Annotated in this window: 13 protein-coding genes; 12 read left to right on the top strand and 1 reads right to left on the bottom strand. The window is 73.8% G+C overall.

Annotated elements, in window-relative coordinates; translation table 11 throughout:
• The first annotated feature begins 405 nt into the window (after positions 1–405).
• From AB0P24_RS22300 to AB0P24_RS22330, 7 genes are read left to right on the top strand one after another with little or no spacing between them, the layout of a single operon-like run.
• The gene (locus AB0P24_RS22300; protein WP_365796555.1) at positions 406–888 is read left to right on the top strand and encodes a (2Fe-2S)-binding protein; all 483 of its coding nucleotides are present in this window, start codon (positions 406–408) and stop codon (positions 886–888) included.
• Entirely contained in the window at positions 885–3,371 is a 2,487-nt protein-coding gene (locus AB0P24_RS22305) for a molybdopterin cofactor-binding domain-containing protein (RefSeq protein ID WP_365796557.1), read from the top strand. Before AB0P24_RS22300 ends, AB0P24_RS22305 begins: the two co-directional genes overlap by 4 nt.
• Complete coding sequence (locus AB0P24_RS22310) at positions 3,368–4,222, top strand: xanthine dehydrogenase family protein subunit M (protein WP_365796559.1); 855 nt, start codon at positions 3,368–3,370, stop codon at positions 4,220–4,222. The genes AB0P24_RS22305 and AB0P24_RS22310 overlap by 4 nt, the downstream gene beginning before the upstream one ends.
• Before the next feature lie 15 nt (positions 4,223–4,237).
• A complete protein-coding gene (locus AB0P24_RS22315; protein ID WP_365796561.1) occupies positions 4,238–5,113 on the top strand; it encodes a MoxR family ATPase in 876 nt (291 codons plus the stop codon).
• A 6-nt stretch (positions 5,114–5,119) separates the two neighbouring features.
• Positions 5,120–6,292, top strand: a complete 1,173-nt coding sequence (locus AB0P24_RS22320) for a VWA domain-containing protein (protein ID WP_365796563.1) — start codon at positions 5,120–5,122, stop codon at positions 6,290–6,292.
• Entirely contained in the window at positions 6,285–7,391 is a 1,107-nt protein-coding gene (locus tag AB0P24_RS22325; protein WP_365796565.1) for an XdhC/CoxI family protein, read from the top strand. Before AB0P24_RS22320 ends, AB0P24_RS22325 begins: the two co-directional genes overlap by 8 nt.
• Positions 7,392–7,410: 19 nt before the next feature.
• Positions 7,411–8,025 carry an SRPBCC family protein gene (locus AB0P24_RS22330; RefSeq protein WP_365796567.1) on the top strand — a complete coding sequence of 205 codons (615 nt, stop codon included), beginning with the start codon at positions 7,411–7,413 and terminating at the stop codon, positions 8,023–8,025.
• Between the two features lie 115 nt (positions 8,026–8,140).
• Here the strand turns inward: AB0P24_RS22330 and AB0P24_RS22335 are convergent, their stop codons facing one another.
• On the bottom strand, positions 8,141–8,641 hold the full coding sequence (locus tag AB0P24_RS22335; protein ID WP_365796569.1) for a metallophosphoesterase: 501 nt from the start codon (positions 8,639–8,641) through the stop codon (positions 8,141–8,143).
• 110 nt (positions 8,642–8,751) lie between these two features.
• Between AB0P24_RS22335 and AB0P24_RS22340 the strand changes: the two genes are divergently transcribed.
• From AB0P24_RS22340 to rfbC, 5 genes are all read left to right on the top strand, one after another.
• Positions 8,752–9,189 carry a MarR family transcriptional regulator gene (locus AB0P24_RS22340; RefSeq protein WP_365796571.1) on the top strand — a complete coding sequence of 146 codons (438 nt, stop codon included), beginning with the start codon at positions 8,752–8,754 and terminating at the stop codon, positions 9,187–9,189.
• Positions 9,186–9,641 (top strand): hypothetical protein, encoded by a 456-nt coding sequence (locus tag AB0P24_RS22345; protein WP_365796573.1) that lies wholly within the window; start codon positions 9,186–9,188, stop codon positions 9,639–9,641. The genes AB0P24_RS22340 and AB0P24_RS22345 overlap by 4 nt, the downstream gene beginning before the upstream one ends.
• Before the next feature lie 8 nt (positions 9,642–9,649).
• Positions 9,650–10,234: a hydrolase gene (locus tag AB0P24_RS22350; protein ID WP_365796575.1), complete on the top strand. Its 585-nt coding sequence runs from the start codon at positions 9,650–9,652 to the stop codon at positions 10,232–10,234.
• Between the two features lie 198 nt (positions 10,235–10,432).
• Entirely contained in the window at positions 10,433–12,451 is a 2,019-nt protein-coding gene (locus AB0P24_RS22355) for a glycosyltransferase family A protein (protein WP_365796577.1), read from the top strand.
• A gap of 5 nt (positions 12,452–12,456) precedes the next feature.
• Positions 12,457–13,050: a dTDP-4-dehydrorhamnose 3,5-epimerase gene (gene rfbC / locus AB0P24_RS22360; RefSeq protein ID WP_365796579.1), complete on the top strand. Its 594-nt coding sequence runs from the start codon at positions 12,457–12,459 to the stop codon at positions 13,048–13,050.
• Positions 13,051–13,113 lie beyond the last annotated feature (63 nt).

Genomic DNA, 13,113 nt, shown 5'->3' on the forward strand with positions numbered 1-13,113 from the left:
CCGCTCCTGGCCGGCCTCGGCTACGACACGGACTTCCCCGCCGCCATGTGACCTCGCGGGAGCACCGGCGCGGTCCCGGTCCGGTCCGGGTACGGCAGCGGACCGCCCCGGTCGCCGCGCGCCCCGTCTCATCCATCCGCGGCCGCGGGTCGTCGCGGTCGGCCGGCCGCCGCGCGGGAGCCGGCCTCGGCGAGCGCGCCGGGCGCGTCCGCCGGCGCGGCGCGGAGTTGCCGGGCGGCCCCGCCCCCGGGGGTCCGGTCGGCAGTCCGCGCTCGCGCCACACACCGACCAGGACGGCGAGCCTGCCGCAGCACTCGCCGGGGCCTCCGCACAGCCCTAGAGTGACCTACATCACGCAGTCCTGCGAAGATCCCTCTTTCCTGCCCCGCACGGCCTGGAGGGCACATGACCCACATCAAGGTGACGGTGGACGGCACGCTCTACAACGACGAGGTCGAACCCCGTCTGCTGCTGGTCCACTACCTGCGCGACCGTCTCGGCCTGACCGGCACCCCGATCGGCTGCGACACCTCGAACTGCGGCGCGTGCACGGTCGACCTGGACGGGGCGACCGCCAAGAGCTGCTCGGTGCTGGCCGTACAGGCGGACGGCTGCACGGTGACCACTGTCCAGGGGCTGTCCGAGAACGGGGAGTGGACGGCGCTGCAGCGGGCCTTCCACGAACGGCACGGGTTGCAGTGCGGCTACTGCACACCCGGGATGATCATGGCGGCCCGGGATCTGCTGCGGGAGAACCCGCACCCGTCCTCCGAGGAGGTCCGGCAGGCCCTGGAGGGCAACCTGTGCCGGTGCACCGGCTACCAGAACATCGTCCGCGCGGTGCTCGCCGCCTCCGGGCAGCAGGTACCCGAGGAGGCCACGGCATGACCGACCAGGCCGTCAAAGCCGCAGCACCCGAGATCGGCCGCGCCCGGCTGCGCAAGGAGGACGCCCGGCTGATCACCGGCCAGACCAACTGGACCGACAACATCCAGGTCGCCGGACTGCTCCACCTGGCCGTCCTGCGCAGCCCGATGGCACACGCCCGCGTCACCCGCGTGGACGTCTCCCCCGCCCTCGAACGCCCCGGGGTCATCGCCGCGTTCGCCGGCGGCGACCTCGCCGAGGGCCTCGGCTCGCTGCCCTGCGCCTGGCCGGTGACCGAGGACATCGTGCTGCCCGACCACCCGCCGATCGCCGTCGACGAGGTCCGGCACGCCGGCGACCCGGTGGCCGTCGTGGTGGCCCGCGACCGGTACGCCGCCGCCGACGCGCTGGAGGCGATCGAGGTCGACTACGACCCGCTGCCCCCGGTCCTCGACCTGGAGGCCGCGCTGGCGGACGACGCCCCGCTGGTCCACGCCGACAAGGGCACCAACCGCTGCTACACCTGGCCGCTCGCCAGCGGCGAGAGCTTCGAGTCGGTACGGCAGCGCGCCGAGGTGACCCTCAGACGCCGCTACCACCAGCAGCGGCTGATCCCCAACGCCATGGAACCGCGCGCGGTCGTGGTCACCCCGATCGCCGCCTCCGGCGAGTACACGGTCCATTCGGCGACCCAGATCCCGCACATCCTGCGGATCATGCTGGCCACCGTCACCGGGATCCCCGAGCACAAGCTCCGGGTGATCGCCCCGGACGTGGGCGGCGGCTTCGGCTCCAAGCTCCAGGTGTACGGCGAGGAGGCCATCGCGCTGGCCGTCGCCCGCAAGCTGGGCCGTCCCGTGAAGTGGACGGAGTCCCGCTCCGAGGGCTACCTCGCCACGCATCACGGCCGCGGCATGATCCAGGACATCGAGATCGCCGCCACCCGCGAGGGCAGGCTGCTCGGCCTGAAGGTGGACCTGATCGCCGACATGGGCGCCTACCTGATGCTGGTCACCCCGGGCATCCCGATCCTCGGCGCCTTCATGTACCCGGCGATCTACAAGATGGACGCCTACGAATTCCACTGCACCGGCGTCTTCACCACCCGCACCCCCACCGACGCCTACCGCGGCGCCGGCCGCCCGGAGGCGACCTTCGCCATCGAGCGGATCATGGACGACCTGGCCGCCGAACTCGGCCTGGATCCCGTGGAGCTGCGGCGCCGGAACTGGATCCGGCACGAGGAGTTCCCGTACACCACGATCGCCGGGCTGACCTACGACAGCGGCAACTACGAGGCCGCCACACAGAAGGCCCTCGCCCTGTTCGGCTACGACGAGCTGCGCGCCGAACAGCACCGGCGCAACGAACGCGGCGACACTGTACGCCTCGGTATCGGCGTGTCGACCTTCACGGAGATGTGCGGTCTCGCGCCGAGCCGGGTGCTGCGCGACCTCAGGTACGGGGCCGGCGGCTGGGAGGCGGCGAGCATCCGCATGCTGCCCACCGGGAAGGTCGAGGTGGTCACCGGCACCAGTCCGCACGGGCAGGGCCACGAGACCTGCTGGAGCCAGATCGCGGCCGACGTGCTGGGCGTGCCGTTCGAGGACGTCGAGGTGGTGCACGGCGACACCCGGTCCTCGCCGCAGGGCATGGACACCTACGGCTCGCGGTCGCTGGCCGTGGGCGGCGAGGCCGTGCACCGGGCGGCGGTGAAGGTGGTCGAGAAGGCGCGGAAGGTCGCCGCGCATCTGCTGGAGGCCAGCGAGCAGGACCTGGAGTTCACGGACGGCGTGTTCGCCGTGAAGGGCTCGCCCGAGGCGCGCAAGACCATCCAGGAGATCGCCTTCGAGGCGTTCACCAGCCACGACCTGCCCGACGGCGTCGAACCGTCCATCAACGCCGAGACGGTGGTCGACCCGGAGAACTTCTCCTACCCGCACGGTACCCACCTGTGTGCGGTCGAGGTCGACACGGAGACCGGCAAGACGAAGATCAGGTCGTACGTCTGCGTGGACGACGTCGGTCATGTCGTCAACCCGATGATCGTCGAGGGCCAGGTGCACGGCGGTCTCGCGCAGGGCATCGCGCAGGCGCTGTACGAGGAGGCCGTCTACGACGACGAGGGCAACCTCGTCTCCGGGACCATGGCCGACTACCTCGTGCCGTCGGCTGCGGACCTGCCGGACTTCGTCACCGACCGGACGGAGACCCCGGCGGCCTCGAACGCCATGGGGGTCAAGGGGGTCGGCGAGGCCGGGACGATCGCGTCGACGCCCGCGGTGGTCAACGCCGTGGTGGACGCACTGCGTCCGCTGGGCGTCACCGACGTCCGGATGCCGTGCTCGCCGCACCGGGTGTGGCAGACCCTGCGGGATGCCCGCGCCGGCCGGGGCGGTGCCGGCGCGGAGGCCGGCGGCACCGGTCCGGCGCGGTCGGGGCAGTCCGGGCAGGCCGCCCGGTCCGGCGACCTGGGACAGTACGGGGAGGAGGGTTCCGGATGATTCCCCCCACGTTCGACTACACCCGCCCGACCAGCGTCGACGAGGCGGTGCGCGCCCTCGCCGACGCGGGCGAGGAGGCGAAGGTGCTGGCCGGCGGGCAGAGCCTGCTGCCGTTGCTGCGGCTGCGGCTCGCGTTCCCGGAGCTGGTCGTGGACGTCGGCCGGATCCCGCAGCTGCGCGGGGTCCGCGAGGACGGCGACACGCTCGCCATCGGCGCGCTGACCACGCACCACGACGTCGTCCACGACCCGTTGGTGCGGCGGCACGCCGGGCTGTTGGCGGCGGCGACGGCCACCGTCGCCGACCCCGCCGTACGGCACCGCGGCACCCTCGGCGGCTCCCTCGCGCACGCCGACCCGGCCGGGGACCTGCCCGCCGTGGCGCTCGCCCTCGACGCCGAACTGGTCGTCGCCGGGCCGGGCGGCCGGCGCACGATCCCCGCCCGGGAGTTCTTCGTGGACTACCTCCAGTCGGCGCTCGCGCCCGACGAACTGCTGGTGGAGGTGCGGATCCCGAAGACGGACGGCTGGGGCTTCCACTACGAGAAGTTCCACGCGGTCGCCCAGTCCTGGGCCATTGTCGGGGTCGCCGCGCTGGTGCGGCGCGACGACGGGCACATCGCCGAGGCGCGGATCGGGCTGACCAACATGGGCTCCACCCCGTTGCGGGCCACCGCGGCCGAGCAGGCGCTGACCGGTGCCGACAGCCCTCAGGCCGTGGCCCGTGCCGCCGAGGCCGCGGCCGAGGGCACCCGGCCGTCCCAGGACCTGTCGGCCTCGCCCGAGTACCGGGAGCACCTCGCGCGGGTGCTGACCAGGCGGGCGGTACTGACCGCCGGTGGAATGGGGTGAGCGCCGATTCCCCCGATGGACGACCCGGAGCAGGTGGGGGCTCGCCTGGCGGAGACGGGGTACCTCGTCGACGAAGGGCTCGCCGTCACCTGCTTCCTGGCCCTCAGACTGCACCGGCCGCTGTTCTGCGAGGGTGACGCCGGCGTGGGCAAGACCGCGCTCGCCGCCGCCCTCGCCGAGGCGCTCGGGGCGCCGCTCATCCGGCTCCAGTGCCACGAGGGCATCGACGCCTCGCAGGCCCTGTACGACTGGGACTTCCCCCGCCAGCTGCTGCACCTGCGGGCCGCCGAGGCGGCGGGCGTGCAGGACGCGGACCGGCTGGAGAGCGAGCTGTACGACCGGCGCTTCCTGATCGCCCGGCCGCTGCTGCTGGCGCTCCAGCGGCATCCGTCGGTGCTGCTGGTCGACGAGATCGACCGGGCCGACGACGAGTTCGAGGCGTTCCTCCTTGAGCTGCTGTCCGAGTACTCGGTGACGATCCCGGAGCTGGGCACGCTGCGGGCCGAGGTGCCGCCGGTGGTGGTCCTGACCTCGAACCGGACCCGCGAGGTGCACGACGCGCTGAAACGGCGGTGCCTCTACCACTGGTTCGACCATCCCTCCTTCGCCCGTGAACTGGCCATCGTGCGCAGCCGGTTGCCGCAGGTGTCGGCCCGGCTGGCCGAGCAGGTCACAGCCCTGGTGCAGGCGCTGCGCGGCGCGGACCTGGTCAAACCGCCCGGGGTGGCCGAGACCCTGGACTGGGCGGAGGCGCTGGACGCGCTGGGGGCGACCGAGGTGGACGCCGAACTGGCCGTGGCGACGCTGGGTTCGGTGCTGAAGTACCGGGAGGACACGGAGCGGGCGCGGGGGCTCGATCTCTCGGCGGTCCTCGCGGCCCGGGGCGGGTGAGCGGGCATGGGCGCGGCGCTGTCGAGGACGGCCGGGGTGCCGGCGGATGCCGTACTGCTCGGTTTCGTACGGGCGTTGCGGGCGGCCGGAGTGGACGCGAGCGCCGAGCGCGGGTACGCGTTCCTGCGCGCCGTGGCCGCCCTGCGGCCGGGGATGCGCTCGGACGTGTACTGGGCGGGGCGGGCGACGCTGTGCGGCGGCCATGACGACCTGGAGCGCTACGAGAGGGTGTTCGCCGCGTACTTCGGCCCGGCCGGCGCACCCGCCCGGCAGCCGGTGCGCACCGCTCCCCCGCCGCGGCTGCGGCTCGTCGCACGGGAGACTTCGACGGCTCCCCGTACCGGTGGCGAGAGCGAGCCGCCGGGACCGCCCACCGCCGTCCTCGCCAGCTCCGCGGAGGTACTGCGGCACCGCGACGTCACCGAGCTCGATCCCGCCGAGCGGGCCCAACTGCGCCGTCTGCTGGCCGCGTTCACGCTGACGGGGCAGACCCGGCGCTCCGCGCGGCGGCGGCCCGCCCGGCGCGGGGCGGTCGATCCGCGCCGTACGGTACGGGAGTTGCTGCGGCGCGGCGGGGAGCCGGCCCTGCTGCGGCGGCACGCCCGGGTGGCCCGGCCGCGCCGGGTGGTGCTCCTCGTCGACGTGAGCGGTTCGATGGGGCCGTACGCCGACGCGCTGCTGCGGTTCGCGCACGCGGCGGTGCGCGCGGGCCGCACGGAGGTGTTCACCGTGGGCACCCGGCTGACCCGCGTCACCCGCGAACTGTCGCACCGGGACCCCGACCTGGCGATGGCGGAGGTCGCGGCGGCGGTGCCCGACTGGCGCGGCGGCACCCGACTCGGCGAGCTGCTGCGCGAGTTCCTGAACCGGTGGGGGCGGCGCGGCATGGCGCGGGGCGCGATCGTCGTCCTGCTCTCGGACGGCTGGGAGCGCGGCGATCCGGAGCTGCTCGGGCAGCAGATGCGCCTGCTGCACGCCCTGGCCCACCAGGTGGTCTGGGCGAACCCCCGTAAGGCGCGGCCCGGTTACGCGCCGCTGGCGGCCGGGATGGCGGCGGCGCTGCCCAGCGTCGACTCCTTCGTCGAGGGGCACAGCCTGGCGGCGCTGGAGCGGCTGGCCGCGGTGGTGCGTGGGGCACGGGCCGGCGCCGGGCCGGGGAAGGGAGCGGACGGTGCGTGAGATTCTGCCGACGCTGGCCGGGTGGCACGCGGCCGGGATCCCGTTCGGCCTCGCCACGGTGGTCGCGGTCAGCCGCAGCGCGCCGCGCGGCCCCGGTGCGGCCATGGCGGTGGGGCCGGACGACGAGGTGGTGGGCAGTGTCTCCGGCGGCTGTGTCGAGGGCGCCGTCTTCGAGCTGGCGCGGGAGGTCGTCGCGACCGGTGAGCCCCGGCTGCAGACGTTCGGTTACAGCGACGCGGACGCGTTCGCGGTCGGGCTGACCTGCGGCGGCGAGATCACCCTGCTGGTCCGGCCGGTGACCGCGGGCTCGGACCCGGCGTTCGGTGCGGTCGCCGGGTCGGTCGAGGCGGGCGAGCCGGTGACCGTGGCCACGGTGGTGGACGGACCCGCGCCGCGGGGCGCCACGCTCGCCGTCTGGCCGGAGCGGACGGCCGGTACCCTCGGCACGACCGGCCTCGACGTCGCCGTCACCGCCGACGCGCGCGGCGAACTCGCCCTGGGCGCCTCCGTCCTGCGGCACTACGGACCGCACGGCGAACGCCGCGAGGACGCCGTCACCGTGTTCCTGGAGTCGTTCGCGCCGCCGCCCCGGATGCTGGTCTTCGGCGCGATCGACTACGCGGCCGCGGTGGCCCGCATCGGCGACTTCCTCGGCTACCGGGTCACCGTCTGCGACGCCCGCCCCGTCTTCGCCACCCCCAAGCGCTTCCCGGCCGCCGTCGAGGTCGTCGTCGACTGGCCGCACCGCTATCTGAGCGGCACGGTCACCGACGACCGCACGGTGATCTGCGTCCTCACCCACGATCCGAAGTTCGACGTGCCGCTGCTGGAGGAGGCGCTGCGCCGGCCGGCCGCCTACATCGGGGCGATGGGCAGCCGCCGGACCCACGACGAGCGGCGCGCCCGGCTGGCCGAGGCCGGTCTCACCGAGGCCGAGCTGTCCCGGCTGCGCTCACCGCTCGGCCTCGACCTCGGCGCCCGTACCCCCGAGGAGGTCGCCGTGTCCGTCGCCGCCGAGATCGTCGCCCTGCGCTGGGGCGGCAGCGGCGCGCCCCTGGTCACCACCACCGGCGCCATCCACGCACCCGCAGTCCGCTGACTGCCAGGAGGAGTGAGTCATGGAACTGCACCACGAGTTCACCGTCCCCGTCCCGGTCGACGAGGCCTGGCCCGCGCTCCTCGACATCGAGCGGGTCGCGCCGTGTCTGCCGGGCGCGGTCGTCGAGGACTACGACGGCACGACCGTGACCGGCTCGGTGAAGGTCAAGGTCGGCCCGGTCACCGTGACCTACCGGGGCACGGCGGTGTTCGAGGAACAGGACGCGCAGGCCCACCGGATCGTCCTGGCGGCGAGCGGCCGGGAGACCCGCGGGCAGGGCACGGCCAGGGCCACGGTCACCGGCACCCTCACCGCACACGACGACGGCACGGCGGTCTCGGTGCACACCGACCTGACGGTCACCGGACGCCCCGCCCAGTTCGGGCGCGGGGTGCTGTCCGAGGTGGGCGACCGGCTGGTGGGCCAGTTCGCGGCCTGCCTGGCACAGCGGCTGGGCGAGCGAAGCGAGGAGAATCCGGAGCCGGTCGCCGAGGAGGAGCCGGAGCCGCTGGATCTGCTGCGCACGGCGGGGCTGCCGGTGGCCAAGCGGGTGGCGGCGGCCGCGGCGGTGATCGCGGTACTGGCATGGACGGTGACGAGGTGCCGGAGAAGGTGGACCTCCCGGCACCGGTGACAGGCGCCCCGCGTGCGGCGCGGGGGACTGCCCGGCCGGCCGCGTTCCCCCCGCAGCCGCCCCCACCCAGCCGCCGCCACCCGCCTGGGTTCCCGCCTCCTGACGCAGCCGGTCGTCAGCGGGGTGGCAACCGGTGGAGGGTCACCTCACGGAGGGCGCCGTCGGTGACGGCCGCCGTCAGGTAGGTGCAGTGGGGCTGGCGGCGGCGGTCGGTCGGGGAGCCGGGGTTGAGCAGGCGCAGGCCGCCCGGTGCCGTGGTGTCCCAGGGGATGTGGCTGTGCCCGAAGACCAGGACGTCCAGGTCCGGGAAGCGGGCGGCGCAGCGGGCCTCGCGGCCCTGGGCGGGGCCGGTCTCGTGGATCACCCCGAAGCGCAGGCCGCCCAGCTCGGCGTAGGCCACCTCGGGGAGCCGGGCGCGCAGGCCGGGGCCGTCGTTGTTGCCGTACACCCCGATGAGGCGGCGGCTGCGGCTCTCCAGCAGGTCGAGGGTGGCCTCGTCGACCCAGTCGCCGGCGTGCAGGACGACGTCCGCGCGCGGGAGTTCGGCGAGGAGCTGGTCCGGGAGCCGCTTGGCGCGCAGCGGGAGGTGCGTGTCGGAGGTCAGGAGCAGGCGCACCCGGCCAGCGTAGGCCAGGAGACCGCACCCCTTTCTTCAGGGCAAACTTAACAGTTCCAACTGGTCAGCTTCACCTGGACAGTTTCGGCTGACGGTTCTACGGTGGGCCCATGGCAGAGATCTCCGATTCCGCGATCCGCACGGCGCGCGACCTGCGCGTGATGTTCAGCCGGATGCGCCGCCGTATCCGCGAGGTCGCCCAGGACGCGGATCTCACCCCGTCGCAGGAGTCGGCCCTCACCCTGGTGTCGAAGCACGGCGCGGCCACGGCCAGCGCGCTGGCCTCCGCCGAAGGGGTCCGGCCGCAGTCGATGGCGGCCACTCTGGCCGCGCTCGACCAGCAGGGGCTGATCCGCCGCAGTCCCGACCCGACCGACGGCCGCCGCCAGCTGGTCACCCTCACCGAGGCCGGCCAGGCCCGCGTGGAGGGCAACCGGCAGGCGCGCGACGAGTGGCTGGCCCGCGCCTTGCAGGACCGGTACACGGAGGACGAGCGCCGGACCCTCCTCACCGCGATCGAGCTGCTCGATCGGCTGTCGCGCCCGTGATACCTAGGCTCACCGCAGACACCCGGAAGGCCCCCCGCCCGGCCCCGGCCGGATGCGACCGGCGGCTGATCGCGGCGCGGGTGCTGCCCGGGTCCGGTACGTCGGCGGCGTGTCCGGCGGCGAGCGCGGTCAGGACCCCGGCCGAGCGCACCGGGCAGGACAGCCCGGCCGGGGTACCGACCGCGCTCGCCGTCTCCGCCCGGACGGTGGCCGTGATCGGTCCGACGCCGGGCGGGATGCCGGTCGGCGCCGGCGGCCGGCCCCTGGTGTTCACCGTCGACGTGCCGCTCTCGGCGGCCTGTCCGGTCCTCGGCGTGAAGTGGCTGCCGGCAACCGCGGGCCGCGCACGGTGCCGGGGCACGGACCTGGCCGGCACGGCGGCGATCACCCTGCCGGACCGCTCCCCGGCCCGGCTCACCCTCCCCTCCCGTCAAACCCTTCGAAAGGCCTGATCCACCCCATGTCTCTGAGCACGCTCGACCCGCGCACCGCCCTGGTCGCCATCGACCTCCAGCAGGGCATCGTGGGCATGCCCACCCGGCCTCACACCGGCGCCGAGGTGGTGGCCCGCACGGTGGAGCTCGCCGACGCCTTCCGCGCCCGGGGCCTGCCCGTCGTCCTGGTCCGGGTCTCCTTCGCGGCCGACTTCGCCGACGCCGTCCCGGGCCGCACCGAACGCCAGGCGCGCGGCCTCGCCTTCCCGGAAGGCTGGGACGCCGTCGTCGACGAGCTGTCCGGCCACGACGGCGACATCCGTGTCACCAAGCACAACTGGAGCGCCTTCCACGGCACCGACCTGGACGTGCAGCTGCGCCGCCGGGGCGTCACCCAGATCGTGCTGACCGGCATCGCCACCAGCATCGGTGTGGAGTCCACCGCCCGTGACGCCTACGCGCACGGCTACCATGTGACGCTCGCCACGGACGCCATGGCCGACGGCGACGGCGAGGCGCACCGCGGCAGCGTCGAGCGGATCTTCCCGCGGCTCGGCGAGTCCGGCAGTACGGCGGAGGTCCTGGAACTGCTCGCCAGGACCCACGACTGAGACCACGACCGGGGCTGCGGCCGGTGCCGCGCCCGGAAACCTTGGCTGAGCTGGTCCTTTGACGCACGGATGACACTTCACGACCCGGTCTTGACCAAGGGGCGGGACACGCCCGAGGACAGGGCCGGGTTAGCATTCGGCCACATGCAAGTGCCGTCCAGGCGAATGGGCGGCTTATCCAGGGGGCTAGGAAGCCGGATGCCGGTCAAAGTCAGTGTTGTCGTCCCTGTGTACAACCCGGGGCCCTATATCGAGGACTGCATCGCCTCGGTGCTGCGGCAGTCGCTGCCGCGCGACGAGTACGAAGTGATCTTCGTGAACGACGGCTCCAGCGACGGGACACCGGCCCGGCTCGACGCCCTCGCCGCCGAGCACCCGCACATCCACGTCATCCACCAGGAGCCCTCCGGCTGGTCCGGCAAGCCCCGCAACGTGGGCATCGCCGCGTCCAAGGGCGAGTTCGTGATGTTCGTCGACAACGACGACTTCCTGGGCGACGAAGCCCTGGAGCGGATGTACAACTACGGCGTCGAGAACGAGGCCGACCTGATCATCGGGAAGATGGCCGGCAAGGGCCGCCCGGTGCCGGTGGAGCTGTTCCGGCGCAACCATCCGCGGGCCACCGTCGAGAACGCCCCGCTGATGGACAGCCTGACCCCGCACAAGATGCTGCGCCGGTCCTTCCTGGACCGCATCGGGCTGCGCTTCCCGGAGGGCCGCAGGCGGCTGGAGGACCACGTCTTCGTCGCCGAGGCGTACCTGCGGGCGTCGAACATCTCGGTCCTCAGCGACTACGTCTGCTACTACCACATCAAGCGCGACGACGCCTCGAACGCCGGCTTCCAGCGCTTCGACCCGGTCGGCTACTTCGCGAACCTCCGTGAGGCCCTCGACGTCGTCGAGCGCTACACGGAGCCCGGCCCCAAGCGGGACAGGATGTTCCGCCGCTGGCTGCGCAGCGAGATGGGCGAGCGGCTGCGCGGCAACCGGTTCCTCAAGCTGCCGGACGACTACCGCAGGGAGCTCTTCGACGAGATCCACAAGGTGATCGCCGAGCGCATGGGCCCCTCCGTGTTCGCCCTGCTCGAACCGGCCCACCGGGTGGTCACCGAGCTGGCCGGCGCCGGCCGCTACGAGGACGTGCTCGCCGTCGCCGAGTGGGAGGCCGCCATCGCCCCCTCGACGTCCGCGCGCAGCGTCACCTGGGACGGTGCCGCCCTGAAGATCGAGTTCAGCGCCGAGTACGCCGTCGACGGCGCGCCCAAGACCTACCCTGCCGACACCTCGGGCGCCGAGCCCGACGGCCCGGCGGCCGACGCCGCGGATGCCATCGCCCGGCTGGAGCGCGGCACCGCCGCCCGCTTCGCGAAGGCCAGAGTCGACCTGATGATGCGCGAGCGCGAGACGCACGCCCAGTTCTTCCAGCCGGTCGAGATCACCCGCGAAACCCTGCCCGTCGAGGGCGAGCCGGACCGCGTGCGCCTGGTCGTGAAGGCCACGGCCACCGTGGACCCGGCCACCGCCGCCGGCGGCGTCCCGCTGCCGGCCGGGCTGTGGGACGCGTTCGTCCGTCTGACCATCGGCGGCTGGACCCGGGAGCACCGGCTGTTCCCGGTGTCCAAGGACCCGCTCCCGCCGCTGCCCGTACCGGGGATCGTCGGCGGCCGCCGGGTACTGCCGTACTGGACGGTCAAGAACAACTTCGCCCTCGACGTCGACCAGGCGAGCAAGCGGCTCGGCTTCGGCGAGTTGCGGCCCGCGGACTTCACCGTCGCCGGCGACCGGCTGCGCGCCGTGCTGCCGTTCCACGTCACCGGTGACGTCAAGGCGGCGATCCGGCTGACCGGCCCGAAGCCCGCCGCCGAGGTGCTGGAGGTGCCGGCCACGCTCTCGCCCGCCGAGGGCGGCCACGCGGTGCTGGACGCCCCGCTGCCGGTGCGGTCGCTGCAGCAGGGCGGCTGGCGGCTCGCCCTGTGCCTGGTGGCGGACGCCGCCGAGCCGCGCTTCTTCACGCTGCCGCTCGTCGTCCGCAACTCCCCCGAGGGCCTGAAGGTCGCCAAGCCGGCCACGAAGAAGCCCGTGGCGGACGCGGCCGCGCCGAGGTCCCGGCCGGGCGTCGCCCGCCGGCTGGCCCGCAAGCTCCCGCTGCCGGTGCGCCGTGCGCTGGTCAGGGCGCTGGGCAAGGGGAAGAAGCCCGCACTTCAGGAAGGCAAGTAAGGACCGTGCGACCGCTGAGCATCGAAGGCGCCTGGGTGCAGGAGCCCAAGGTCTTCCCCGACGACCGGGGCAGCTTCCACGAGTGGTTCCGGGCCGGGGAGTTCCGCGAGGCCCTCGGCTACGACCTCGACCTCGCGCAGGCCAACTGCTCGGTCTCCCGGCGGGGCGTGCTGCGTGGCGTCCACTTCGCCGACGTGCCGCCGAGCCAGTCGAAGTACGTCAAGTGCGTGCGCGGGGCCGTGCTGGACGTGATCGTGGACATCCGGGTCGGCTCCCCCACGTTCGGCCGCTGGGAGGCGGTCCGGCTGGACGACGAGAACCGGCACGCCGTGTTCCTGTCGGAGGGCCTCGGGCACGCGTTCATGGCGCTGACCGACGACGCCACCGTGGTGTACCTGTGCTCGGCCGGGTACGCGCCGGGCCGTGAGCACGGCATCAACCCGCTCGACCCCGCCCTTGGCATCGAGTGGCCCGAGGGACTGGAGCCGGTGCTGTCGGAGAAGGACGCCGAGGCGCCGTCGCTGGCCGAGGCGGCGAAGTCCGGGCTGCTGCCGTCGTACGCCGACTGCGTCGCCTACTACGAGCGGTTGCGCGGCTGACCCACGGCGGGGAGCCGGGCCCTGTCGAGAAGTCCCACGCACCCGCACCCGACAACGCGCGGC

This window comes from Streptomyces sp. NPDC086519 (assembly GCF_040686075.1).
GTDB lineage: Bacteria > Actinomycetota > Actinomycetes > Streptomycetales > Streptomycetaceae > Streptomyces > Streptomyces shenzhenensis.

Bases quoted from the DNA above. Each gene is read 5' to 3' on its own strand.
- AB0P24_RS22300 (WP_365796555.1), top strand. From the start codon at position 406: ATGACCCACATCAAGGTGACGGTGGACGGCACGCTCTACAACGACGAG.
- AB0P24_RS22305 (WP_365796557.1), top strand. From the start codon at position 885: ATGACCGACCAGGCCGTCAAAGCCGCAGCACCCGAGATCGGCCGCGCC.
- AB0P24_RS22310 (WP_365796559.1), top strand. From the start codon at position 3,368: ATGATTCCCCCCACGTTCGACTACACCCGCCCGACCAGCGTCGACGAG.
- AB0P24_RS22315 (WP_365796561.1), top strand. From the start codon at position 4,238: ATGGACGACCCGGAGCAGGTGGGGGCTCGCCTGGCGGAGACGGGGTAC.
- AB0P24_RS22320 (WP_365796563.1), top strand. From the start codon at position 5,120: ATGGGCGCGGCGCTGTCGAGGACGGCCGGGGTGCCGGCGGATGCCGTA.
- AB0P24_RS22330 (WP_365796567.1), top strand. From the start codon at position 7,411: ATGGAACTGCACCACGAGTTCACCGTCCCCGTCCCGGTCGACGAGGCC.
- AB0P24_RS22340 (WP_365796571.1), top strand. From the start codon at position 8,752: ATGGCAGAGATCTCCGATTCCGCGATCCGCACGGCGCGCGACCTGCGC.
- AB0P24_RS22350 (WP_365796575.1), top strand. From the start codon at position 9,650: ATGTCTCTGAGCACGCTCGACCCGCGCACCGCCCTGGTCGCCATCGAC.
- AB0P24_RS22355 (WP_365796577.1), top strand. From the start codon at position 10,433: ATGCCGGTCAAAGTCAGTGTTGTCGTCCCTGTGTACAACCCGGGGCCC.